The organism is Geotalea uraniireducens (assembly GCF_027943965.1).
Lineage (GTDB): Bacteria > Desulfobacterota > Desulfuromonadia > Geobacterales > Geobacteraceae > Geobacter > Geobacter uraniireducens.
On sequence record NZ_AP027151.1, the window covers coordinates 2,781,349 to 2,805,323 of the forward strand.

20 protein-coding genes and 1 CRISPR repeat array are annotated in these 23,975 nt (G+C 58.8%); of the genes, 9 read left to right on the forward strand and 11 right to left on the reverse strand.

Annotated elements, in window-relative coordinates; genetic code table 11:
- The first annotated feature begins 1 nt into the window (after position 1).
- Both QMN23_RS13060 and QMN23_RS13065 read left to right on the forward strand, forming a co-directional pair.
- Complete coding sequence (locus QMN23_RS13060) at positions 2–556, forward strand: chemoreceptor glutamine deamidase CheD (RefSeq protein ID WP_281999767.1); 555 nt, start codon at positions 2–4, stop codon at positions 554–556.
- Between the two features lie 4 nt (positions 557–560).
- On the forward strand, positions 561–1,646 hold the full coding sequence (locus QMN23_RS13065; protein ID WP_281999768.1) for a protein-glutamate methylesterase/protein-glutamine glutaminase: 1,086 nt from the start codon (positions 561–563) through the stop codon (positions 1,644–1,646).
- 102 nt (positions 1,647–1,748) lie between these two features.
- Here the strand turns inward: QMN23_RS13065 and QMN23_RS13070 are convergent, their stop codons facing one another.
- The 11 genes from QMN23_RS13070 to QMN23_RS13120 all read right to left on the reverse strand — a co-directional run bounded on the left by QMN23_RS13070 (position 1,749) and on the right by QMN23_RS13120 (position 16,725).
- Entirely contained in the window at positions 1,749–2,483 is a 735-nt protein-coding gene (locus QMN23_RS13070) for a hypothetical protein (protein WP_281999769.1), read from the reverse strand.
- Between the two features lie 1,298 nt (positions 2,484–3,781).
- Positions 3,782–4,822: a CRISPR direct-repeat array (repeat unit 37 nt; unit sequence GTTTCAATCCTCGCCCACCCTGACGGGCGGGCGCTAC).
- A 179-nt stretch (positions 4,823–5,001) separates the two neighbouring features.
- On the reverse strand, positions 5,002–5,295 hold the full coding sequence (cas2, locus tag QMN23_RS13075; RefSeq protein WP_281999770.1) for a CRISPR-associated endonuclease Cas2: 294 nt from the start codon (positions 5,293–5,295) through the stop codon (positions 5,002–5,004).
- Between the two features lie 10 nt (positions 5,296–5,305).
- Positions 5,306–6,340 carry a type I-C CRISPR-associated endonuclease Cas1c gene (cas1c, locus tag QMN23_RS13080; RefSeq protein WP_281999771.1) on the reverse strand — a complete coding sequence of 345 codons (1,035 nt, stop codon included), beginning with the start codon at positions 6,338–6,340 and terminating at the stop codon, positions 5,306–5,308.
- 188 nt (positions 6,341–6,528) lie between these two features.
- Positions 6,529–7,143 (reverse strand): CRISPR-associated protein Cas4, encoded by a 615-nt coding sequence (gene cas4 / locus QMN23_RS13085; RefSeq protein ID WP_281999772.1) that lies wholly within the window; start codon positions 7,141–7,143, stop codon positions 6,529–6,531.
- A 33-nt stretch (positions 7,144–7,176) separates the two neighbouring features.
- Complete coding sequence (locus QMN23_RS13090) at positions 7,177–7,713, reverse strand: transposase (RefSeq protein WP_281999773.1); 537 nt, start codon at positions 7,711–7,713, stop codon at positions 7,177–7,179.
- Between the two features lie 143 nt (positions 7,714–7,856).
- Positions 7,857–8,714, reverse strand: a complete 858-nt coding sequence (cas7c, locus tag QMN23_RS13095) for a type I-C CRISPR-associated protein Cas7/Csd2 (protein WP_281999774.1) — start codon at positions 8,712–8,714, stop codon at positions 7,857–7,859.
- Positions 8,715–8,743: 29 nt separating this feature from the next.
- The gene (cas8c, locus tag QMN23_RS13100; RefSeq protein ID WP_281999775.1) at positions 8,744–10,672 is read right to left on the reverse strand and encodes a type I-C CRISPR-associated protein Cas8c/Csd1; all 1,929 of its coding nucleotides are present in this window, start codon (positions 10,670–10,672) and stop codon (positions 8,744–8,746) included.
- A complete protein-coding gene (gene cas5c, locus QMN23_RS13105) occupies positions 10,659–11,360 on the reverse strand; it encodes a type I-C CRISPR-associated protein Cas5c (protein WP_281999776.1) in 702 nt (233 codons plus the stop codon). Before cas5c ends, cas8c begins: the two co-directional genes overlap by 14 nt.
- Positions 11,361–11,370: 10 nt before the next feature.
- A complete protein-coding gene (gene cas3 / locus QMN23_RS13110) occupies positions 11,371–13,812 on the reverse strand; it encodes a CRISPR-associated helicase Cas3' (protein ID WP_281999777.1) in 2,442 nt (813 codons plus the stop codon).
- A gap of 516 nt (positions 13,813–14,328) precedes the next feature.
- Positions 14,329–14,874, reverse strand: coding sequence for a 3'-5' exonuclease (locus QMN23_RS13115; RefSeq protein WP_281999778.1), 546 nt, complete (start codon positions 14,872–14,874; stop codon positions 14,329–14,331).
- A gap of 12 nt (positions 14,875–14,886) precedes the next feature.
- Positions 14,887–16,725 carry a UbiD family decarboxylase gene (locus QMN23_RS13120; RefSeq protein WP_281999779.1) on the reverse strand — a complete coding sequence of 613 codons (1,839 nt, stop codon included), beginning with the start codon at positions 16,723–16,725 and terminating at the stop codon, positions 14,887–14,889.
- A gap of 379 nt (positions 16,726–17,104) precedes the next feature.
- Here QMN23_RS13120 and QMN23_RS13125 point away from each other — a divergent pair, with 379 nt between their 5' ends.
- The 7 genes from QMN23_RS13125 (at position 17,105) to QMN23_RS13155 (ending at position 23,948) form a co-directional block, all read left to right on the forward strand.
- Entirely contained in the window at positions 17,105–18,265 is a 1,161-nt protein-coding gene (locus QMN23_RS13125; protein ID WP_281999780.1) for an ABC transporter substrate-binding protein, read from the forward strand.
- Positions 18,266–18,344: 79 nt separating this feature from the next.
- Entirely contained in the window at positions 18,345–19,898 is a 1,554-nt protein-coding gene (locus tag QMN23_RS19705; RefSeq protein WP_281999781.1) for a branched-chain amino acid ABC transporter permease, read from the forward strand.
- 15 nt (positions 19,899–19,913) lie between these two features.
- Positions 19,914–21,017 carry a branched-chain amino acid ABC transporter permease gene (locus tag QMN23_RS13135; RefSeq protein ID WP_281999782.1) on the forward strand — a complete coding sequence of 368 codons (1,104 nt, stop codon included), beginning with the start codon at positions 19,914–19,916 and terminating at the stop codon, positions 21,015–21,017.
- A 93-nt stretch (positions 21,018–21,110) separates the two neighbouring features.
- Positions 21,111–21,827, forward strand: coding sequence for an ABC transporter ATP-binding protein (locus QMN23_RS13140; protein WP_281999783.1), 717 nt, complete (start codon positions 21,111–21,113; stop codon positions 21,825–21,827).
- A 31-nt stretch (positions 21,828–21,858) separates the two neighbouring features.
- A complete protein-coding gene (locus QMN23_RS13145; RefSeq protein ID WP_281999784.1) occupies positions 21,859–22,563 on the forward strand; it encodes an ABC transporter ATP-binding protein in 705 nt (234 codons plus the stop codon).
- Between the two features lie 48 nt (positions 22,564–22,611).
- Positions 22,612–23,046 carry a CBS domain-containing protein gene (locus tag QMN23_RS13150; RefSeq protein WP_281999785.1) on the forward strand — a complete coding sequence of 145 codons (435 nt, stop codon included), beginning with the start codon at positions 22,612–22,614 and terminating at the stop codon, positions 23,044–23,046.
- 287 nt (positions 23,047–23,333) lie between these two features.
- A complete protein-coding gene (locus QMN23_RS13155; protein WP_281999786.1) occupies positions 23,334–23,948 on the forward strand; it encodes a cytochrome c3 family protein in 615 nt (204 codons plus the stop codon).
- Positions 23,949–23,975: the final 27 nt, after the last annotated feature.

A 23,975-nucleotide genomic window follows, 5' to 3' on the forward strand; every position in this document is an offset into this window, starting at 1 on the left:
TATGGAAACGGGCCACGCCTGCGCCGGGAAAAGCTATTTCGACCGGATTTTCAATACCGCCGCGATCAAGATCCTGCCGGGCGAGTATCACGCCACCGCCGCCGACACCCTGCTGGTCACCACCCTCGGCTCCTGTGTCTCGGTCTGCATCCGCGACCGGATCAACGGCATCGGCGGGATGAACCACTTCATGCTGCCGGAAGGCGAGCAGCCGCCACGGGAGGGGCAAGCCGGCCTGGCCCGCTACGGCAGCCACGCCATGAAAATGCTCATCGAGCAGGTCCTGCGGCTCGGCGGCCGGCGGCCTTACCTGGAGGCAAAAATCTTCGGCGCCGGCAAAGTGATCCGCGACATGACCGACGTCGGCCGGCGCAACGCCGATTTCGCCCTCGCCTTCCTGGAGCGGCAGGGGATCCGGGTTGCCGCGATCGACGTCGGCGACAGCTACCCCCGCAAAATCTATTACACCCCGGCTACCGGCAAGGTGTTCGTCCGTCGCCTGCGAACGACGGAAGCAGAGCTGTCGCCGGCAACACCGGCGGCAGCCGCGAGGTAAGACCATGGCGATCAAAGTTCTCATTGTCGACGATTCGGCCCTGATCCGCAGCCTGCTCACCGAGATCATCAACAGCCAGCCGGACCTGGAAGTGGTCGGGACTGCCCCCGACCCGCTGGTGGCGCGCGAAAAGATCAAGGCGCTCAATCCCGACGTCCTGACCCTTGACGTCGAGATGCCGCGGATGGACGGGCTGGTCTTCCTGGAAAAGCTGATGCGCCTCCGGCCGATGCCGGTGGTGATGGTCTCCTCGCTGACCGAGAAGAGCTCCTACGTCACCCTTCATGCCCTGGAACTCGGCGCCATCGACTATGTCACCAAACCGAAGATCGACATTCAACACGGCATTCAGGAGTATGCCCGGGAAATCGCCGACAAGATCCGGATCGCCGCCCGGGCGCGACTCCGCAAGCCCCCCGCCACCGTCCACCTCTCGGTCGAGCGGAAAAACACCGCCGACGCGATCCTGCCCGCCCGGACGGGGAGTTTCGCCACCACCGAAAAGATCATCGCCATCGGCGCCTCCACCGGCGGCACCGAAGCGCTGAAGGAGTTTCTGGTCGGCATGCCGGCCGACGGCCCGGCGATCATGATCACCCAGCACATGCCCGAAGCCTTCACCCGCACCTTCGCCAAACGGCTCAACGGCCTCTGCCGAATCGCCGTCAAGGAGGCCGAGCCGGGCGAACGGCTCCTCCCCGGTCACGCCTACATCGCCCCCGGCAACCGACACCTGCTCCTCACCCGCAACGGCGCCAACTACGTCGCCGAGATCAACGACGGCCCGCCGGTCAGCCGGCACCGGCCATCGGTCGACGTACTGTTCCGTTCCGTCGCCAACTGCGCCGGCAAGAACGCCGTCGGCATCATCATGACCGGCATGGGAGACGACGGAGCTTCGGGGATGCTGGAGATGTACGAGCGGGGAGCCTTTACAATGGCCCAGGATGAGCAGAGCTGCGTGGTGTTCGGGATGCCGAAAGAGGCAATTGCCAAAGGAGGGGTATCGGAAATAGTGCCGCTGGCGGAGATGAGCCGACGGCTGCTCGCCGTGCTGCTCGCCCAAGGAGGGAAAGCGTTCCGGGTCTGACCGTTAGCGCTTCCGGAGCAGCAGCTCGGCGGAGCTGACCGGCGCAGCGGGGAACCGGCGAACACGCCGCTGGCGGTAAAGCCCTGCCAGCAGCGCCATCGACTAGCGGAGCAGTTTCAGCAGATAGAGAAACGTTCCCCCGACCGACAGTGGCGAAGCGATCGCCATGATCCGGTTGACCGTCAGCGAGAAGCCGATCCGGGCCGGGTAATTAGCCGCGTCGGTCGTCCCGCCGAGGAAGCTGACGATATCGCGCCACTCGTTATCCCACTGGTAGACCTGGAGATAGAGGGCCGACCCCTTCCAGAGAAAAATGCAGAAGAAGACGAAACCGAAGGCGATGAAGCCGCGGGAGATCGGCGAATCCTTGATCTGCACGTAAATCTTGCGGATCATCAGGATGTTGACCAGCGACAGGAACACCCAGTTGGTATTGTCGATCATCTTGATATTGCGCAGCACCGTATCTTCCGGCTTGGGGTTAACCAGGATGAATGCCGCCGAAGCAGCGACCGCCAGCACAGTTATCAGGTAGACCATCCGCTTGCTGCCGCCGATCTCCAGGGTTCGGGCGAAGAAGAAATACTCGCGAAAACCGAAGGTCAGGACGATGATCGCGATAGTGCTGATGATGTAATGGATGGCGGCCAGTTTGTGATACATGGCGTAGGGATTGAGCAGGTAGGCCTGGCTAAAGAAGATCAGGAAAAAGCCGGTCGAGATACTCGTCCAGACCCGGGCATTGCCGATACTGAAATAGAGACTGGCCACCGCGGCGAACAACCAGAACCCGACCTGGATGATCGTCATCACCGTTATGTCATTCAAAAACTCCACGCGACCCTCCGGAGAAAAAGATTTTCATATCCATCCGCCCAGCGGGGCATGCCCCGGTCGACAATAGTACAAAACATATACCAATAATTAAATAATAATGGAAGCATCTCGTGCAGCGGGGCAACCCGGCGACACGAAACGGCAATCGCCGCCGCGCCCGGCCCCCGCCCCCTCACCCGGCAGGGGCGGCAGGTGGGGAAACCGCCGGGGATGGCGGGATTTAGCTGCACAAGGCGGCATTTCCACCCGATGCATCACCGCGCTTGTGGGGAAAATGCCGGATAACCGCAGAGGACGCAGCGGGACGCGGGGATCGTCCCTTGAGGGGAATGCGTGGAGGGGCAGGCCTCGCACCGGACTGCAGCCGGCAATCCTCCCGTTGGGAAAGAGGCCAGGGAAATTGCGAGCCGCCGTTGGCGGTTCCTTCAGAACACGCCCAGATTACCGCTTACAATTCACCGTTGCGGTGCTATGCTGACGGCTCAGGCAGCCCGCCGTCGGAACAGCTTCCGACGCCTTCGGGACTCCCGTTGATGAGCGCCCGCTGGGGCCGCATCCCCAGCGGCGGGCTGCCTGTGCATCATCAAGAATTTGATATTTTAGCCATTCGGTGCTCTTTACCACCGGAAAACATCAGCTGGAAGAGTGGAAAGTCTGCTCCCGCCGGGGGCGCCGACAACGGCGTCAGGACCGATGGAGGAAACGGAGCCTTCCCCAGCTGATTTCGACGCCTTGCCAGACACCTCTCACCTTGGGCAATCAGAACCCTCTGGTCATGTGTCTGGCAAGGCTTTTTTCTTCTTCGCACCCTCGTCGCTGCGCCTGCGGGGAACACGCCTTGCACCACAGTGGGCCAGGGGAGCGTTCTTCCTGGAACCAAGGCTCGGCGTCAGTGCCGTTGAGACATCCCGGAACGGTATCCATCAACCGGCCCGGCCACATATTTGACTTTCCCCTCCTCCGATGGTACGTGTGAATAGTGTGGAGAATTGCCATCGGTCGTTATGGACGTATGCGCGACGCCTTCTCCGGAAGTAGCACGTGGCGCCGATGGCGTTCTCCGCATCATCTTGAACTTGATCCTGCTCAACGCGAAGCGTATCGGAAGGTACGCCACCACCCTGATTGATAGTCCTTTCGGAATTCTCATCCGGAACCGGCTTGGGAACCGCGCGTTGGGCTCTTTTGTTTTTTGACCTCCAGTTGCAGGCGAAGAAGACCGGCAACGTATTGCATCCCTCCCCTGACGGGCGGGCGCTACCCTTCTGGGTGCAGCGGGTTCGTTCCTTTATTTTGCTGTTTCAATCCTCGCCCACCCTGACGGGCGGGCGCTACCCGGTCATTACGTCAATAAATACGACGACGACGTGTTTCAATCCTCGCCCACCCTGACGGGCGGGCGCTACACGCTCATCCAAGATCAACGACCACCGTGGCAATGTTTCAATCCTCGCCCACCCTGACGGGCGGGCGCTACCCAGACCTCATACACCCAGGCTTGGCCCGAAGTGTTTCAATCCTCGCCCACCCTGACGGGCGGGCGCTACCGTGCATGGCATCGGAAAGCGGCTGGTGCGGAGAGTTTCAATCCTCGCCCACCCTGACGGGCGGGCGCTACGGTCATGTTTTCGCATTTTACGTTGCAAAATGTCAGTTTCAATCCTCGCCCACCCTGACGGGCGGGCGCTACGAGCCGTCAAAGGTCACCGCAGGCAAGACAAATATGTTTCAATCCTCGCCCACCCTGACGGGCGGGCGCTACTTGATGCTTTCGTCGGTGGCGCCGGCAGGGATAATGTTTCAATCCTCGCCCACCCTGACGGGCGGGCGCTACGTATCATAGATAGTTTTGCAATGGGACAATAATATGTTTCAATCCTCGCCCACCCTGACGGGCGGGCGCTACGCCCCCTGGTCGATCTGGACCCCGCCGGTCACCGTTTCAATCCTCGCCCACCCTGACGGGCGGGCGCTACGATTATATTGGTGGACATTGTAACCAGCATACATTATGTTTCAATCCTCGCCCACCCTGACGGGCGGGCGCTACCTGCGGCTTGCTGACCCTGAGGTATGGTGCCATGCTGTTTCAATCCTCGCCCACCCTGACGGGCGGGCGCTACACAAGTGGGGGCGATTATGCTCCCGCCACTTCTGGTTTCAATCCTCGCCCACCCTGACGGGCGGGCGCTACTTGGATTTTTTTGCTGTACTTTTGCGCTCATGCTGAGTTTCAATCCTCGCCCACCCTGACGGGCGGGCGCTACCGGCGTCGCCATTTTTGCAAGCCACGCCAGCACTGGTTTCAATCCTCGCCCACCCTGACGGGCGGGCGCTACGGTCCCCCTTATCGGGGCAACAGTTTCAGCAGGTTACGTCTTGCTTTCCGCGACCCACCACAAAGCGCCTGAGCAGGGCTGTTCCGCTCTTGGCTCCTCTCTCATTGATAGAATAAAATCACAGCATTGATCCTTTCGCGAATCCCCTGGGTGATACGCGATCGCACCCTGTTCGCGGCTCAGACAATTAGCGGCTCGTCATCAAAGAAGATGGTCCGGGTAAGCCCGTATGTTTCGACATGGTCCACCCTCGGCTCAGTCAACCGGTAAAGTCTCAAATTGTCTTCATCCTTCTTGATCTCTTTCAAGAGCTTGCGGCGCAGCTCCTCGAACTTCATCTCGTTAACCTGGCATTCGAACACCGACTTCTGCACCCGCTGCCCGTAGTTTTTGCATACTTGAGCGACGCGCCGCAGCCGCCTCCTGCCCGGTTTCGTCTCGGTGCAGACATCATACGCGACAATGATCCACATATCCCCTCTCCTATGAATAAAGGACCGGCGTGTAGTGCTCCAGGTCGCCCCGCAAGTGCCGGGCCAGAAGCCGGGACTGCACGTGGGGGAGGAGCCCGAAGGGAACTTTCTGGTCGAGGATCGGATGATGAAACTCATCCTGCTTCCGCTTCTGGTAGGCCATGATGACCTCCTTCCTCCCCGCATCATCAAGATAGGTCGCCCCGCCTGGCCGTACTTCGAAATGTTTTTCCGTGATCTGTTTCCGGTTGATGAGGGTGAGCGCCAGCCGGTCTGCCAGTACCGAGCGGAACTCCTCCATGATATCCAGTCCGAGGGACGGTCGTCCCGGCCGCAGGGCATGGAGAAACCCGAACTGCGAATCGAGCCCCACCCCCTCGACCGCACTGATGCAGTCGTTGAGCAGTAGCGTGTAGAGGAATGAAAGCAGCGCATTCATCGGATCGAGGGGAGGACGGCGGTTGCGGCCGTTCATCCTGAATGTCGGGCGATCCTCTTCCTTCACCATCCGGTCGAACACCTGGAAGTAAGCATTGGCGGCTTCCCCCTCCAACCCGCGTACATGGTCGATATCCGTCACATCCTTCAGATGGAAGAGCGCGTCGGCCAGGATGTCTCCCGCCTTGCGCAGGGCGGTGCTTTCATCGGCATTGCCGGTCTCCCGTGCCCCACGCATCAAAATCTGCCGGGCATTCTTAACCTTCCCAGCGACCATGTTTCGGGCGATCAGAGCCGACCGCTCCCGGTCCCGCACCGCCTCGTACTGGACCTGTCGGAGCAGCACGTTGCCACTGGTCTTGCCGACGACACGACACTTGAATTTGCCGTTGCGGTCGAGGATCACCACAGCCCGGCCATCCTCTGCGCAACGGGCCATGATAAAAGGGCTCATCATGACGTTCCCCAGGGTGACGATGGCCCCCAGGTGGTGGAGCGGAACCTGCATCTGGACCGTACCGCTCACCTCCACCTTGACTGTTTCATGATCGAGGCAGACATAGGCACCCTGGGTCATGACGTAGAGCGTGTTGAGAAGTTGTTTCATGGCTTGTTCCCCTTCAGTCGCCTGCGGCTTTCCGGCCCGGCTTCAACCAGTGATAATTCATCACGACTTCACGTCCCACTCAAATTGCACATATTGCTTCGGTGACTAAACACATACACAGCAGGGTCGGCGCTTGCTCCGCCCGATCGGGGCGCGGCAAGCAGCCCCCCTACAGCAGGATTGGATATTCAGTCACCGTCAAACAGCTCCCGCGCCGCCTTCCGGCTCCTGCCCTTTTCGGCGACTACGGCGGGAAGGCAGGATTCCTTCAATGAACAAAGGGCACAGCGCTTGTCGTTCACAGGGGGCGGGATGCTGGATTGCCCAAGCAGCGCGCGGACACCTTCGGACGCCCTTTCAACCTGCTCCCTCATTGCGGGAGTAAAAACGACTTCCCGGCGCTCCCGCGAACCATGCCAGAAGAGAGCGCCCTTCTCCACGGCCACCATGAACATCTCTTCGAGGCAGATTGCCTGGGCACAGAGTTGCAGCGTTTCGTGATGACCCGACCGGTGTTTGCCCGATTTGTACTCCACCGGATAAGGGGTTTCTTCGTGAAATTCCACCAGATCGGCTTTGCCAGTCAGGTTCAGGCGCCTCGACCATATGGGTAGCGCCCGCTCGTAGCGGACCCCTGCCACATCGTGACCGGACACCTCGTCCACACGCTCGTGGATATCGCGGCCGCGCATTGTGTAGAGATTTTCATCCCAGACCTGCTCAATGTGGATGAGGGCGCACTGGCGCGGGCAGTAGCTGTAATGCTCCAAAGCGGAAATCATGATGGGATCGGTGGAATCCATGGTTTTTCCTCTAGGGCAATTCGTAAATTGCCCCTACATGTGGTTCTCTTCGTCATTGGCCCAGTTCAGGGGATTGCAACGGATGTATTCCCTGATGCCGGCAAGTTCCTCTTCATCCCGGATAACGCGTTCGTAATAATTCCTCTGCCAGACGGGAACGCCGGAATTCCTGCGCATAATGTTAATTTGTTTCGCGGTATTCATCTTGAAATATCCGATGAGTTTCGGAATCAACATGGTTCTGCGTTGTTGATCTAGGGGCAATTCATGAATTGCCCCTACGGTTTCAATTGCACGATCTTCGTGTATCACAATAATTCCGTGGACATGGTTCGGCATGACGATACATTCATCCGTCGTCACGTTGGGAAATCGTTCCGCCAAGGCACGCCATGTCCCTGCCACCATCCGCCCCGCGTCGTTCAAATGCATGACCCCATCGGCGACCGTACCGAACAGGTGTTCCCGCCCCTGGACACACATAGTCACAAAATACGCGCCTCCCGAAGAATAATCATATTCCCGCAGGCGGATGGAACGACGATGGTGAATATCAGGATTGTAGGTCATACCCATCCATGTCCGTGGCCCAAGGGGCGAACCTCGTGTTCGCCCTTGTTATCGACATTGCGTAGGGGGCGCCGCTTGCCGCGCCCCGATTGTTGGCAATGCGTCCGTTGGCGCGTAGGAGCAATTCATGAATTGCCCCTACATCAAATGCCATCAATTATTTCAGGTGCCAGCCCATCCAGCTCGTTGAACGTGATTAACGCCTGCAAATCATCAGTGTCAGCGACATTCAAACTTCTATGTACCTTGGCAGAAGAGCACTGACCACTCGCACAATTGTGTTCCCACCAAATCACCTTGAGAACCTCCATACTTCCCTCGGGGCGGGCCGATGATGCATCGTTTTCGAACAACCTCGGCAGAACCGCCTTTATAGCTGCCGCATCTTCATCGCTGAACCCAGTTTTGACTGCCAGTTGCGGATTCATGCTACCGAAGAAGGTGTAAATGCCGCGATCAACGCGGTGCTTCATTCCCATGGTGTCGGAGCCGCGCTTTGTTCCATCACCTTCACTACTGACACTCTTGGTAATCTGGGTACTGGTCAGGCTGACAGGCGATACGCTGAATGCTGATTGAACGCTAACAGGACCGCGAATACCGATTGAAACCCCCTTATCGTCTCCACCTTCGTCACCCTTTGCTTTCTTGCCACCCGCTGCCTTGAAAGCGAAAAGCTGTCCGAACGCCCGAACATCGAACCAGGTTTCGCACGCCTTCTTGGCAATTTCCTCTGGGGCCTTAATGCCCGCGAGAATTTCATCAGCCCGTGATTTCAGGCTGGGATGCTTGTCGTTCTTGTTGTCATCTGACTGGACAAATATCGGTTTACCTACCTCCATCAGCCGATTACGAATCTTGCGCTTGATGCAGACATCGGAAACCTCGCCGTTGCCCTCATAGATGGTGCGGGGACGATTGCCGTTAAGGGGATCACCGTTCGGATTTGCGTTGACGACCTTAAAAACAACCGCGAAGTCGATTTTCTTGGAAAGACTCATATTCGTTCTCCTTTATGTGGGGGTGTTTTTCAGTTCTCTGAATTTTCAGGTTCATCGGTTGCATCGTGTGTATCTGGTTCAGCAATTGGCTTCAACGCAGCCCGCTGGCAGTGATAGCCCAAAAGGAATTCACCACTCAACCGCTTGTCGGAGGAAAAATCATCCCTCGCAAAGAGGTCGCAGACAGCATCGATTTCCTTTTGAACGGCATTGAGAAAACCATGTCGCTTGCCATTCAATCTGACCTTGTAGGGCGTCAAGCCAGTTTCCAATACACGCCATGTGGAGTAAGGACGATCAGCAAAACGCTGCATCAGCTTTTCTGCGCTTGTCGAGCGTTTCTCACCCCCCACGTAGAGCGCCCGTTCCTCCAGGTGCTCGGCCAAAGCGAGCAGACGACCGTAGAGATAGTCCCTGCTTCTCAGTTCTCGATCCAATGCCATCGGATAACTCCTTTCCTTATGGTGATATCTGAACAATGCGCATGCTATTCCAAGGGCTTTTTCCCAGCCCCAGTATTCGATGCCGTTCCTGTTACAGGCCCGTCTTACACAGGACTCGACGAGATCACGAGGGATTAACGCCCCATCGACGATGCAGGGAAGCAGCCGTTCAATGGTTGTTCTTCTGAGTTTTTCATCAATGTACATTTTCCCTTCACGCCAAGTTCCAAAGGCTGTTTCCGCTATGTCCCGAGGAGCAGGCGCGCCAAAGAAGACTCTGTCTTTCCCAAAATACTGCTGCCAACAACAACCCGTATGCCATGTCTCGATGCGTTCAAGGAACTCAGATCCGGTCAACTCCCGGTAATAACTGATCGCCATGCGCCCAGGCGTAGCTGAATCAAGGCCGAGAACAACAACATCATCGTTCGCTTTCAATTTTGCAGCATATCCGGCAATCCTCTTCGACAGAGCAACCCCCACTTCCTGAGCGGTATAGCCAGCCTTCGGAGGCACTGGTACCTGCTCTCCACCGAACAGAAAGGAGAACGTGTCGGCCTGCGGGTCGGGAACGTCGACGCCGGACACGGCCCAGGCAACCACGGCCTGTTCACCGTCGCGTCTCCCTTGGCGAGCAATGAGCCAGCGCAACGCACTGTGGGCTTTCTGGGTGACATCAATTCCTATACCGCATGCCTCAGCATCGCTTGTAAAGCGGCCAAGAAAGGTGAATCCCTCTGTGTCATTTGATGAAATCAGCTTTGCGCCATCACCTGGGTAGCGGATGTTTTTCGGATGGTTTGAGGCAACATTCATTGTATTTCCCGTCACCATGCAGAGATCAAACCTGCTTTGACAAGTTGCGTAGTAACGTCCCCAAGATTCACGCAATTCACAATCTTTCCATAGCTCCGCGGGATTATCTCCAGAAATTTCAACGGAAAACCGCACGAACGCCTCAAATTGCCCTTTTTTATTCGCCTGCTTGATAACCTTGAAAATCGGCGGAGCCTCCGTCGATTCGGTCCATTCCTCGGCAAGCATTCCGTTACTGCCAATAATCAAGACCTTCTTATCAATAAGGTCTTTTATCAGTCGCCCCTCCTTCAGGTAGGTAAGAACGGATTGCAGTTTGCGGTTTTGTGAAGCTTCAACCCATACCTGTAATGCCTGTATATATGGATCGAAACCCGATTCATTTTTTTTCTTGTTGGGATTTCCTCCATATTTCAGGTAGTCACCGGCAACATATTGCAGCGTGTCAAAGAGGGCATGCGGGGCAATCTTTGCTCCAGCACGACCGGCAGAGGCCTCTGTCGCTGGAATGATTGTCGGCGCATCATCCTTCATGACTACAGATGCATCAAGGAAGTTGCCATGACCACCTAGCACCACATGAAGCTGTGCATTCTGGGTGCTATGAAACAACGGTAACAGGGGAACAGCATCGTTTGGGTCGGCAACATTGTCCGGATTGTTCTCATACGTCTGATAAAGCTTCTCAATCCAGCTCATCTAACAGCCCCTCCTCTTGCAGCCCCTTTGAACTGGGCGGATTGGGGATCATCTCTCGCACGAACTTGCGGACGGTACACTCTTCAGGCTTAGGAAAAGTCACCACCCCATCCTGCATGACCGGCCGCCAGAAACGACTATGTAACTCCCTGATTCCGGTTTCATCCGGATAATCAAATCCGTGAAACATGAGCCCGTATTCCAAATCACCATAGCCGTCATAGTCACCCTTGCCTTCACCGAACGTACATGGCTCCACATATCCCTGACATTCACGCGTACCGAGGAAAATATCCTGACGCCCCCCCTTTTCAACCATCCTTTTTGCAACGTGCCAATGCTTACCTTCATCACGGTCATCTGCCAGATCACCGCGATGGAGGTTCCACTCGAAATGGGCCTGGACCTGATACTCCACGTCGGCAAGATAGGTATAGACTGCCAGGGAGTTGCCGCCACTGATGACCAGCGGCTTCATACTCTTCGACTGGGTGCGGATGCGCCGCACGACTCGCACTTTATCGATGCCCCAGACAAACGTCGGCTTCCAGTAGATGGATTTGGCAATCCCTTTAAGCGCCTCGTAGGTGGGGATATGATACGAACATTTCTCCCCGCCAATTTTGGTCAGTGGATCGGTAAAGAGAGCAAAACGCCCTGTCACCTTGAAGTCAATCCGACTCCTCATGCACACCTCCTCATATGATTAGTGCCTTGATTTCAGCAACTTCATCCGTACTTGCCCCAAAGTTCTCACTATAATGGCGCTCGTCGAGATAATAGACGCCACTCCCCTCCCATACCTCGTTCAGCCGCCGTTTCTCCTTTAATCTCATCATTTCGTGCGGGAACAGGTTGACGGAATATCTCTGTGCCTCTTTGAGCAAACGCCCCTTCTCTTCGTAACCGGCACACAATAACTCGACGATTAATTGTTTTCCCTCGGCGTACGGCACAATCACCCCGTCGGCGGGAGAGTCGATGGCCTTGAATGCCTTGGCAGCACTCATGAACGATTGGCGCAGGAAAAGTGGCGGGGGAGTATTGTTTTCGTTTTTGTATATCTCCACCGAGCCTGAATTGATTGAAAGCAGGTTCAACAGCTCATCATTCCGCGCCATCTCCTTGACGTCCCTGCCGGACACCGGGAAAGCCATTTCATGGGCGCGTTGAAAGAAGTAATAGTGATAGAAGCGTTCCATCGCTTTCGGGCTTTGCAAATCATGGTCGAAGGCTGCCGAATTCTCCTGGAACTCGCGCAACAAACGCTTCGTGACATCTTGCGCCAATCTGATTTCAGGGAGTCTCTCCAGCCCCTCGTTTGCCGCATTTACGATCAAGACCCTGCCAGCCTCCCGAAAACCGTTGCGGTTGCAGCGTCCGGCTGCCTGGGTAATGGAGTCGAGTCCGGCCAAGTAACGGATTACAGTACCGAAATCCACATCCACCCCAGCCTCAATCAGTTGGGTGCTGATGCAGATGACAGGTGAAGGATTCATCGGGTCGAGACAAGTCTTAACCCTATCAAGAACCGCTGTCCGGTGGGCAGGGCACATACTCGTGCTGAGGTGGTAGACATGCTCCGTCCTGCCCCGAATGCGTCGATAAAGCTCCCGCGCCTGAGCCTTCTTGTTGACAATAATCAACACACTGCCCGATGCTTCAAGCTCCTCCAGCGCCGTTTCCGCCACTTCGTCTTCCGTCCAGCCCTCATCTTTACATCGGTTTTCAATATTTACGCGATGCAGACCCCTGAAAAGTCCTCCAACGTCGCTCATCATCTGTGCATTATTGGAAAGCCGCGCCGCCCCCTTATTTTGTTCAACCCTGTCCAGTAGCGGCTGTGTAGCCGTACAAAAAACGGCGGTCGAGCCGCACTGGCTAACCAGAAAATTGATGGCGTTGTTAAAAAGGTGAACGGTGCGAATCGGCATGGTCTGAATCTCGTCGAAGATAATAACGGCATTGGCAAGCTGATGAAGCCGACGCACGCCACGGGTGCCGGCGGCGAAAAGGGTTTCCAGAAACTGCACGGCAGTGGTGTAGATGATGGGTGCATCCCAGTTCTCGGCCAGAAGCTTGCTCTCGTTGGTATCCTGTTCAGGGGTGAGGTTGGAATGGTGTTCAAGCACGACCTGCCTACCGCCCTCCTCAAGGGGGGTAAAAACTGACCGGGCGACACGAGCATTCTGGTCAATGATCGAGGTGTAAGGAACCACGTAGATGATGCGATCCATCTGGTGCTTGGCCGCATGATGGAGTCCGAAACGGAGACTGGCGAGGGTCTTGCCGCCGCCGGTTGGAACGGTCAGCTGGTAAAGCCCCTTTCCCCTCGCTGCAAACTCCAGGCACGATCTGGAAATATCGGCCCTCACCTCGTCAATCCGGTTTTTCGCCGTAAACCCTGAAAGATGAATTTCGAGCAGATCAATCAGCGGTTGCCAAGGCTGCTTAGTGGGCGGCTCGCGTTCGGCAGAATTCAGACGATCCGCATCAATGAGCGTGCTGAAGAGAAAGCGAACCAGAAACCCCAGCATGAACTGCCCGACTTCCAGCGACTGAACACCTTGCCTGAGCAGCTCAAGCCGGCAACGCATTTCTTCCTCGATTTGAGGCGAAGCCAACAATTTATGGGCATTGTTCCGCACCTGTTCTTCCAGACTCCTCGCAACCTCTTCACAATGTGTCTTCTCATCTGGCTTATTCATCCTTTTGCTGAACACATCGGTGCCCTCCGGCGCAATACAGTCGATCAGACCGGAATGGTGTGACGCAATGCAAAGCGACATCATGTCAGTCGCTATCTGCCCAAATTGAGAGTCCCTCTTCCCATTTTTAAGAAGATATTGAGCTCCTGCTGTCGAATGGTCAATCTTGCCTTGCATGGCGCGAGACTCGACATAGTCGTCATCGTCCGGCTCGATAGCTCCGGCTGAAGATTTAATATATGACTGAAACTCATTTGAATACTTTCCAAAGTCGTGAAGAAAGCCCATTAACTCGCCGAAAGTTGGTAGTCCGATCTTTTCTGCAAATGCTGATGCAAGTGCAGAAGTTCCCCAAAGGTGTTCTGAAAGCGGTCGCGGTGTACCGTCTTTTTCCCGATAACGTGCAATGAATTCAGTTCTATAACCATCCATCGGAATATTTCCTCCTGACAATGCAACAGACATAACCGCCATCCGATTGAAGCAAAACGTATGGGCCCACCCCAACGGTCAGCACCGTCTCAACATCCGGGCGGCCACGGGGGGCCGCCCCTACGTTCAAACTTGAAGGCATCGCGAAAAGGATCATAGTTCATCCTGACGTCGCCCCCACGTCTGCAGAAAATACCCCCACCTCGCGACACAATAAGTCGCTTTAATTTATGCTAGATAATTTCTCTCCTTATCTCAAGCACCATGCCAACCAAGCAAATCGCGTCATTTCGGTACGTTACGCAGCAAGCCACTTCCTGGCTCGGCGTCGAAGCGTAAATATTATTTACGCTCTGCCGCAACCAGTCGAAATCAGGGGATTTCCAAAACGTAAAATATTTTTACGATACCTTTGCGGATTCAGACAGGACAAGGCTTTACGGCAGCGTAAAAATTCTTTACGGCTTGTTTGAACAGAAGAAGTGCCGGGGAAGGTGCTCGGAGGGAGAGATGTGCTCAGTGCTCGGAGGGAGAGATGCACTCAGTGCTCAGCGGGCGGGGGCCGGTCATCGCCTCCCACACCCGCGCGGTAAGCCGGGCATCATCCAGCGCCCGGTGAAGCCGGCCCACCTGCAGACCACCGAGGAGATGCCGGGCGACGGTTTCCAGCCGGTGATCGGCAAGGTGCGACAGCCGCTGCCGGGCCATCATTAGCGTGCAGACGGCGGAGTTGTCGAGCCCCAGCCCCAGCCGCCCGAATTCGTGCCGCAGAAATACCAGATCGAAGCGGGCGTTGTGAGCCACGAGGGTCCCCCCGCCAATGAACTCCCGCAACGCCGGATAGATCTCTTCCGGCCGCGGCTGCCCGCGCAACATCTCATCGGTGATGCCGTGGATACGGCTGACATGGTGGGGAATGGGCCGACCGGGAGCGACCAGGGAAACGAATTCGCCGACGACTTCGCCCGCCTCGAGCGCCACCGCGCCGACTTCGATGACCCGGTCGCCCCGAGCGGGGGAAAGGCCGGTAGTTTCGACGTCGATGGCGACAAAACGCTCCATCCCGCCGCCCCCTCAGATGATCCCGTGCAGCGGCCCGCCCGGTGCAGCGAGGGCGTCGACCCGCCGTTCCACCGCCGGATCGTCCTCCAGCGGCGGAGCGTGGTGGGGCTTGCGCCGGGCGTCGATCACCAGGGAGCCTTCGCATCCCCAGTGCTTGCAGCGGCTGGCGGCGCCGATGCCGTAGATGTCGGCGGCCGGATCGGAGCGGGTAAAGACGACCCAGAGGAAGTTGTCGAGGGTCCGGGCGACGAAGTCGCTGTCGTCGACGATGACCACCAGCGGCAGGCGGTTGAGCGGATCGTCGCTGCCGTAGAAAGCACTGAACCGTTCCAGGTCGGGGTCCGGAGCGGTGAAGGAGCCGCTGCAGGCCGGCCCCTGGACGGCCAGGACCCCGGGGAGGCAGAGCCGGGGGGCGGTGAAACCGTCGGGGAGGCGGAGCCCGGCCGGAAGTTCGGCCGGCAGGTCGCGGCGTTTGTCGCCGGCAGCGGCGATCACTACCTTCGAGCCCTGGTTGAGGCCGCTCCCGGAGTAGTCGAGGGTGTCGATGGTGGTGCGGGTTTGGAAGTGGAGGTCCCGCCGCCAGTCGACCCGTTCGAGGATATGGCGGAAAAAGGCGGCGATGTCGTGGATGTCGGGCGGGTTGTCCTCGTGGGGGCAGATCAGCAGGTACTTGGCGAGCGACAGCTGGCCGTTGCCGAGAATGGCGTTGGCGATGGTGAGCAGTTCCCGCGGCTGCCGCCCGGCTTCGTAGGGGACGTACCGTTCGGAACCGATCGCCAGGAGCAGCGGATGGACCCCGGCAGCGTCGACGGCGTGGACCGCCTTTACCCCCGGCAGCACTTCCGGGATCAGGGCGCCGGTCAGCTCGTGGATGAAGGCACCGAAGGTGGTGTCTTCCTGGGGCGGCCGGCCAACAGTGGTGAAGGGCCAGATGGCGCCAGGGCGATGGTAGACCTGCTCCACCCGGAGGACCGGGAAGTCGTGGGCGAGGCTGTAGTAGCCGAGGTGGTCGCCGAACGGCCCCTCCGGCAGCGTTTTTGTCGGATCGATCACCCCGCTGATGCAGAAGTCGGCCTCGGCCGGCATCGGCAGCTGGCCGGGGGGCGCCACCATCTCCAGCCGTCGGCCGCCGAGCAGCCCGGCGAAGGAGAGTTCCGGCAGCCCTTCCGGCAGCGGCATCACCGCGGCGACGGTCAGGGCGGGAGGGCCGCCGACGAAAATATTGACCCGGAAGGGGACACCGCGGGCGATGGCCTCGGCATGCTGGACGCCGATCCCCCGGTGAATCTGGTAATGGATGCCGACCTCTTCGTTGAGGCGGTACCGGTTGCCGGCCAGCTGGACCCGGTACATCCCCAGGTTGGAGTGGCGAAAGCCGGGGCGGGACGGGCTTTCGGAGTAGACCTGCGGCAGGGTGACGAACGGGCCGCCGTCCCGGGGCCAAGAGGTGAGTTGGGGGAGCCGGTCGATAGTGGCCCGGTGGGCAAGGATCGGCCCGCGGTTGACCGTGCGGGGAAGCAGGTGCAGCGCCGCCCGCGGGGCGCCGGCGAAATCGAGGGGATGCTTCAGCAGCGACGCCGGATTGATCTTCAGTTCCACCAGGCGGCGGATGCCGTCGAGGGTGTCGCGAAAGATGTACGTGGTCCGGGCCATGGTGCCGAACAGGTTGCCGAGCAGCGGAAAACCGCTCCCCTTCACCCGGGTGAAGAGCAGCGCCGGGCCGCCCGCCCGGTAGACCCGCCGCTGGATCGCCCCCACCTCCAGGTAGGGATCGGTCTCGACGTCGATCCGTACCAGCTCTCTCCGTTGTTCCAGATCAGCGATGCACTCCTGCAGATTGCGATATCCCATGGCTGGTCGCCGGCCTCCTTGTCGCTCGATACTGCACCGAACTTTAATGGGCCGGGCGGAGCAAGTCAACCGCTTATCCGGCCGCGCCACCGGAACCGCCCCCCGATGGCGAAAATCCGCCACCAAATACTGGCCGTTTTTCGCCATTCCGGGGCCCGTGCCCACCACCTGCCGCAACGGATCGTGCAATTCCGCCACGTTACGTTGCGGAACCGGCTGGCACCATAGTTGCTTCAGAATATAACAGCATCTCACCACTGAAGCGGCCGTATTATTGGGCAATTTCAACCAACAATCAGCACAGTGCATGCGTAGCAATCGAGTATCGGGATGGTATTATAAAATGGTGTCAACATCTCAGCGCAAAGGAGGCAGTACCATGATCAAAAAACTCGTCTCATGTGCCCTGGCGGCCGCCCTGGCCCTTCCGTCCCTGGCCCCGGCAGCCACCACCGTCAAGATCGGGGTGATCAACTCGATGACCGGCCCCGAAGCCCCGATCGGCGAGAACCTGACCAACGGTATCAAGCTGGCGCAGGAAGATCTGAAGAAGAAGGGGATCACCGCCGACCTGATCTGGGAAGACGACACCGGCAAGCCGCAGATCGCCATGAGCGCCATGGAAAAGCTCGCCACCCGCGACAACGTCACCGGCGTGGTCGGCCCCTACACCTCCGCCTGTTCCAACGCCGTCGCCAAGCTGGCCGAAAAGTACAAGGTCCCCCAGCTGATCCCGGCTGCTGCCAAGGAAGAGATTACCCGCCAGGGATTCAAATGGGTCTACCGACTCAATGCCCCGGCCGACCAGTACGCCTCGTCGCTGATCGATGCCGCCACCTCGCTCGGCAAGCCGAAGACCATCGCCTTTATCTATGAGAACACCGATTTCGGCACCTCGACGGTCAAGACCGCCAAGGAGTACGTAGCCAAGAAAGGGCTGCGGGTCGTGGCCGACGAGCCGTATTCGAAGGGCTCTCCCGACTACCGCTCGACCCTGACCAAGATCAAGGCTCTCAACCCCGACCTGGTGTTCATGGTTTCCTATGTGGCCGATGCGATCCTCTTGATGCGCCAGGCCCGCGAGATCGGCCTCCAGCCCCAGGCGTTCCTCGGCGGTGGCGCCGGCTTCACCACCGTCCAGTTTGCCAAGGAGCGGGAAATTTCCAACTACGTCCTCTCCTGCACCCAGTGGACCGACGACGTGAACTGGCCGGGGGCAAAGGAGTTCGGCAAACGCTACAAGGCAAAGTTCGGCAAAGAGCCGACCTACCACGCCGCCTGCGCCTACGAAGCAATGATGATCATGGCCGAAACGGCCGCCAAGGCCAAAGGGGATCGGGAAAAGACCCGTGCCGATCTCAAGTCCGGCAAATGGAACGGGATCATGGGCGAAGTGAAGTTTACCGAGTATGACGGCTTCACCAACCAGAACCGTCACCAAATGCTTGTTCAGCAGCTGCAAGGCGGGAAGTACGAAACGGTCTTCCCCAAGCAGTTCGCGACCAGAAAGGCCGTTTATCCCTTCCCGCGCTGGCGGTAACGGAGACGGGCGTCGGGGGGGCGGCGAGCGCCGTTCGTCCCCCGGCGCCCGCCGGTAGTGTTCATTACCCGGAGCTTCTATGACCATTTTTCTGCAATCGCTCATCAGCGGTACCCTGATCGGCGGGGTCTACGCCCTGGTCGGGATCGGCCTGACGATCATCTTCGGGGTGATGCGGGTCATCAACTTTGCCCACGGCGACATCCTGATGATCGGCATGTACCTGACCTACAACCTCTTTACCCTGTTCAAGATCGATCCGTTCGTCTCGATCGTCATCACCATTCCGGTGATGTTTTTGTTTGGCGGCCTGCTGCAGAAGGTCCTGATCAACCGGGTGCTCGGAGCGCTCCCCCAGAACCAGATCCTGCTCACCATCGGCCTCGGATTGATCCTGAGCAACACGGTGATGCTGATCTATACCTCGGACTACAAGATTCTCAGCACCTCCTACTCGTCGGACAGCTTCAAGATCCTCCAGTCGGTGATCAATCCGGACAAGTATGAGGCGCTCTACAACAAGGGGAATGCCCTCTACGCCAAGGCGCTCAAGGAGAGCGACGGCGAGGCGGCCGCCCGGCTCGCCAAGGCCGAAACCAGGTACGCCGCCGCCCTCAAGGTGAAGCAGGGGCAGTACCGGGCGATCAACAACTGGGGGACCGCCCTGGCAGCCGAGGCCCGGCTCGCCAAAGGCGAAGCCGCCGATCGCCTCTACGCCCGGGCCGACGAAAAGTTTGCCGCCGCGGCCGCCCTGGAACCCGGCGATTTCGAGATCGCCTACAACCGGGGAGTGACCTTCGCCAGCCAGGCGGCAACAAAAAGCGGTGCCGCGGCCGACGCCCTCTTCGCCAAGGCGGAGGAGGCGTTCAAGGCCGCCGAAGAGCTCCGCCCCGACAGTTTCGATCTGCTCAACGGCTGGGCAGCGGTTCTGACCGCCAGGGCAGCGCGGGCGAGCGGCGCCGAGGCGGACAAGCTCTATGCCGCCGCCTTCGAGAAGTATATCGCCGCCCAAGAGAATCGGCCCACCGAGGAGAATGCCACAGCGCCGGAGATCGACGCCGACACGGAAAATGCCCGACCACTCGCCGAGAAACGGCAGATCCTGACCAAGGCCTACGGCGCCTTTACGCCCCCCTTCCGCGTCAAACCGGACAAGCGGGACGCCGGGATCTCCGTCTCCACGCCGCTCGCCATCTCCTTCGTCATCACGGTGGTGATCACCGCCCTGCTCTACTGGTTCCTGATGAAGACCGACATCGGCCAGGCGATCCGCGCCACCGCCCAGGACCGGGAGGCAGCGCAACTGATGGGGATCAACGTCAAACGGATGTCGATCATCGCCTTCGGCCTCGGCTCGGCACTGGCCGGCACCGCCGGGGCACTGGTCTCGCCGACCTACTACATTTTCCCCCAGATTGGCAGCACCTTTACCCTGAAGGCCTTCGTCATCACCGTCCTCGGCGGGATGGGAAGCATCGTCGGGGCGACCGTCGGCGGAGTAATCATCGGCATCGCCGAATCGCTCGGCGCCGTGTACATTTCTTCCGGATGGAAAGATGTGGTCGTCTACGTGATCTTCCTGCTGGTGCTCCTGTTCAAGCCGTCGGGCCTGATGGGCAAATCACGCATGTAGCGGAGCCGATTCCCTATGAACTATCTGAAAAACCTGATAACCGAGACCACCGGAGCCTCAGCGGTCGGGACGATCATCACCATCGTCATCGTCGCCGGGCTCTGCCTCTTCCCGCAGTGGGTTTCCAGCCCTTATGCCCTGCACATGATGATCCTCTTTTTCCTCAGCACCATCATGGGCGAGAGCTGGAACATCCTCGGCGGCTATACCGGCCAGTATTCGGTCGGCCATGCCGCCTACTTCGGCGTCGGCGCCTATACGACGATGATGCTGATGCAGTACCGGCAGATTCCCCCCTGGATCGGCATGTGGGCCGGCATTGGCGTGGTAGTGGTGGTAGCGCTGGTCATCGGCAGCATCTGCTTCCGCCTGCGGGGTCCCTACTTCGTTCTTGCTTCCATCGCCGTGGCGGAGATCATCCGCCTGGCAGCGATGAATCTCAAGGAGCTGACCAACGGCGCCGAAGGGATCCTGGCCACGGAGATTCCCCCCTTCACCATCGGCGGCCGGGTAATCACCGATTTCCTCAGCAAGGTCCCCTTCTACTACATCGGCCTTGGCTTCGCCATTATCACCATCATCATCACCTGGCTGGTCCAGCGGTCGAAACTCGGTTACTACTTCCAGGCGATCCGCGAGGACCAGGACGCCGCCCACTCGCTCGGCATCAACCTGACCCTCTACAAGAACATCGCCCTGGTGATCTCCGCCGCCCTCACCTCGCTGGCCGGCAGCTTCTACGCCGTCTACATCGGCTTCATCGATCCGCCGACGGTGCTGGCCCTCGATATCTCGGTGCAGATCGTCCTGATCTGTATCATCGGCGGGATCGGCACCATCTACGGCCCGGCGGTCGGTTCGCTGGTACTGGTGCCGCTGTCGGAGGCACTGCGCAGCAACCTGATCGCCCAGGCGATCTTCAAGACCGGCCTGGTCAGCGAAGACTCGCGGGTCGGCACCTTCCTCCAGGAGAATCTGGCCCATGCCCACGCCTTGATTTACGGCATCCTGGTGGTAGTGGTCATCCTCTTCATGCCCGACGGCGTGCTCGGCTTCGTGAAGAAACTGACCCGAAAAAAACAGAACATGTCGGGGCGGGCCGTGGAGGCGGATCCGTAGGGGCGGGTCCGAGACCCGCCCTCGCCCTCTATCGGCATACGCAATGACGGGCGGGTCCGAAACCCGCCCCGGACGAAACAAGAGGAATCACCGATGGCAATCCTGGAAATCAAACACGTCAGCAAATTCTTCGGCGGGCTGGCCGCCAACTCCGACGTCTCCTTCACCATGGCGGAGGGGATGATCATGGGATTGATCGGGCCGAACGGCGCCGGCAAGACCACCCTTTTCAACTGCATTACCGGTTACTATCCGCCGTCACGCGGCGAAGTACTCTTCAAGGGGCGAAAGATGAACGGCCTGCAGCCGGACAAGGTCTGCAAGCTCGGTATGGCCCGCACCTGGCAGAAAGTCCGCCCCCTAGCCAAGATGACCGTCCTCGACAACGTGATGGTCGGCGCCCTCTGCCGGACCAACTCGCTCAAGGCTGCCCGGGAGATCGCCCAGGAACAGCTGCAGGTGGTGCGGCTGAAACAGAAGGCCGGTTTCCTCGCCGGCGGGCTGCCGATCGGCGAACGGAAAAAGCTGGAAGTGGCCCGGGTACTGGCCACCAAGCCGGAACTGCTGCTCCTTGACGAGGTGATGGGGGGGCTTAACCCGGCTGAAAGCGAGGAGATCATCCAGTTGATCCTCGACATCAAACGGCAGGGGATCACCCAGATGGTGATCGAGCACGACATGAAGGCGATCATGCGCATTTCCGACCGGATCGTCGTACTCAATTCCGGCGAAAAACTGGCCGAGGGGAGCCCGGAGGAGATCGTCAACAACCAGGCGGTAGTCGATGCCTATCTGGGGAGCGAACATTAACGGGGTTCGGCGGGGCGGCTCAGGGAGGATTATGCTCACGATCGAGAAGCTCAACTTCAGTTACGGCGACCTGCAGGTCCTCTGGAACATCAACCTGGAAGTCAAAGAGGGTGAAATCGTCACCGTTGTCGGCGCCAACGGCGCCGGCAAGTCGACTACCTTGAAGAACATCTCCCGGCTGGTGAAGCCGAACGCGGGGACCATCACCTTCGACGGCGTCGATCTGACCAAGCTCGAACCGCACCAGGTGGTGGAACGGGGGATCGTCCAGGTACCGGAAGGGCGGAAGATTTTCCCGGAGATGACGGTCCTGGAAAACCTGCGGATGGGCTCCTATATCGCCTCGGCCCGCAAGGACCGGGACGCCAACGTCAACCGGGTCTTCGAGCTTTTCCCGCGGCTCAAGGAACGGGAGAAACAACTGGGGGGGACCATGTCCGGCGGCGAACAGCAGATGCTGGCCATCGCCCGGGGACTGATGGCCAACCCGAAACTGCTCCTCCTCGATGAACCGTCACTTGGCCTCGCGCCGCTGCTGGTCAAGTTCATCTTCGAGATCATTACCGAGATCAACAAACAAGGGGTCACCATCCTGCTGGTGGAGCAGAACGTCTATCAGTCGCTGCGGATCGCCCACCGGGCCTTCGTCCTCGAAACGGGGCGAGTCGTGCTGAGCGGCAGCGGCGAGTCGCTCTTGAACAACGAGCATGTGAAAAAGGCCTTCCTGGGGATGTAACCGGGGCCGGCCGGATCGCCGGACACCGCCGCAACAAAGGAGAGAACGATGATCTACGTCGAGCGCTGGATGACCAGAAACCCGATTACCATCGGCAATGATGCGACGATTATCGAAGCGATTCACCTGATGAAAGAGAAAAACATCCGTCGGCTGCCGGTGATGGACGGAGAGCGGATCGCCGGAATCCTCACCGAAAAGATGGTCACCGAATTCAAGCCGAGCAAGGCTACCTCCCTCGACACCTGGGAGCTCCATTACCTGCTCTCGAAGACCCCGGTTACCGAGGCGATGAACCCGAAGCCATACAAGGTAACCCCCGCCACCCCGCTGACCGAAGCGGCCCAGCTTCTCCACGACCGGAAACTGAACGGCGTCCTGGTGGTTGACGAAGGCGACCGGCTGGTCGGCATTCTCACCGTGACCAACGCCCTGGAAGCGCTCATCGCCATCTGCAGGGACCTGCAGGAAAATCACCGTTGACCGGCTCCGGCTCCGGGGGCCGCCGGGGCCGGTATGCTGTGCAGCGTTTGAACATGCGCAACCATTTCTCTCCGTTGCAGTCGGCCGGAATCATTTCCGATTCCCCGTTCTCCCTGCTTCAACTGTGCAATCCCTGAACAGCCACCAAGTACCCCACTCCTCGATCGCAACACCTATTAGACAATAATTTCGGCTAGTTGCAACATCTGACCAGCTGCACGGATCATGGCATTGGAGTTGAAATAAAGGACGCAGAACAGCAACTCCGCATGCGGAAGGACGCCGCCATGGCCAGCGCCGAGACCGTCGCAAAAATACTCATCCACGTCGTTATTGCCGGGCTCGCGCTGCTGCCGGCAGTGGCAACAGCCGCCCCGCCGGACAGCGGCAACAGCGCCAGCCCCCCGGTGCGTCCCACCTGCGAGTTCGTCATGTCGCTCAACAAGCCATTCAAGCGGATCCAGTTCATGTTCCACATCTCCCGGATTCGCAAAATGAACCGGGAAGACGCCGCCGACCCGGCCCAGATGTACGGCTCGATCATCAAGGTTTCCCTCAACGATTCGAGCGATGCGGAAATCGACGACCTCTCGGTCCAGTGCCTGAGCTGCCATGACGGCGTCTATGCCACCGGCCGGTTGATCAGGCTGAAAAACAACATCGATCGGGAGCCCGGCAGCATCGACCGGGTCCATGGCGGGCACCCCATCGGCATGGATTACTTGAAATTGGCGGGACGTCATCCCGGACTCCGCCGCCCGGATACTCTTCCTCCCGAAGTTGTCCTCGTCCAGGGGAAAGTCGGCTGTCTCTCCTGCCACAACCCGCTCAACCAGGAGCGGCCGCACTTGGCGGCAACCATCGCCAACAGCAGCCTCTGCCTCACCTGCCACATCAAATAGCTTGATCGCCGGGCACAAAAAAGGGGG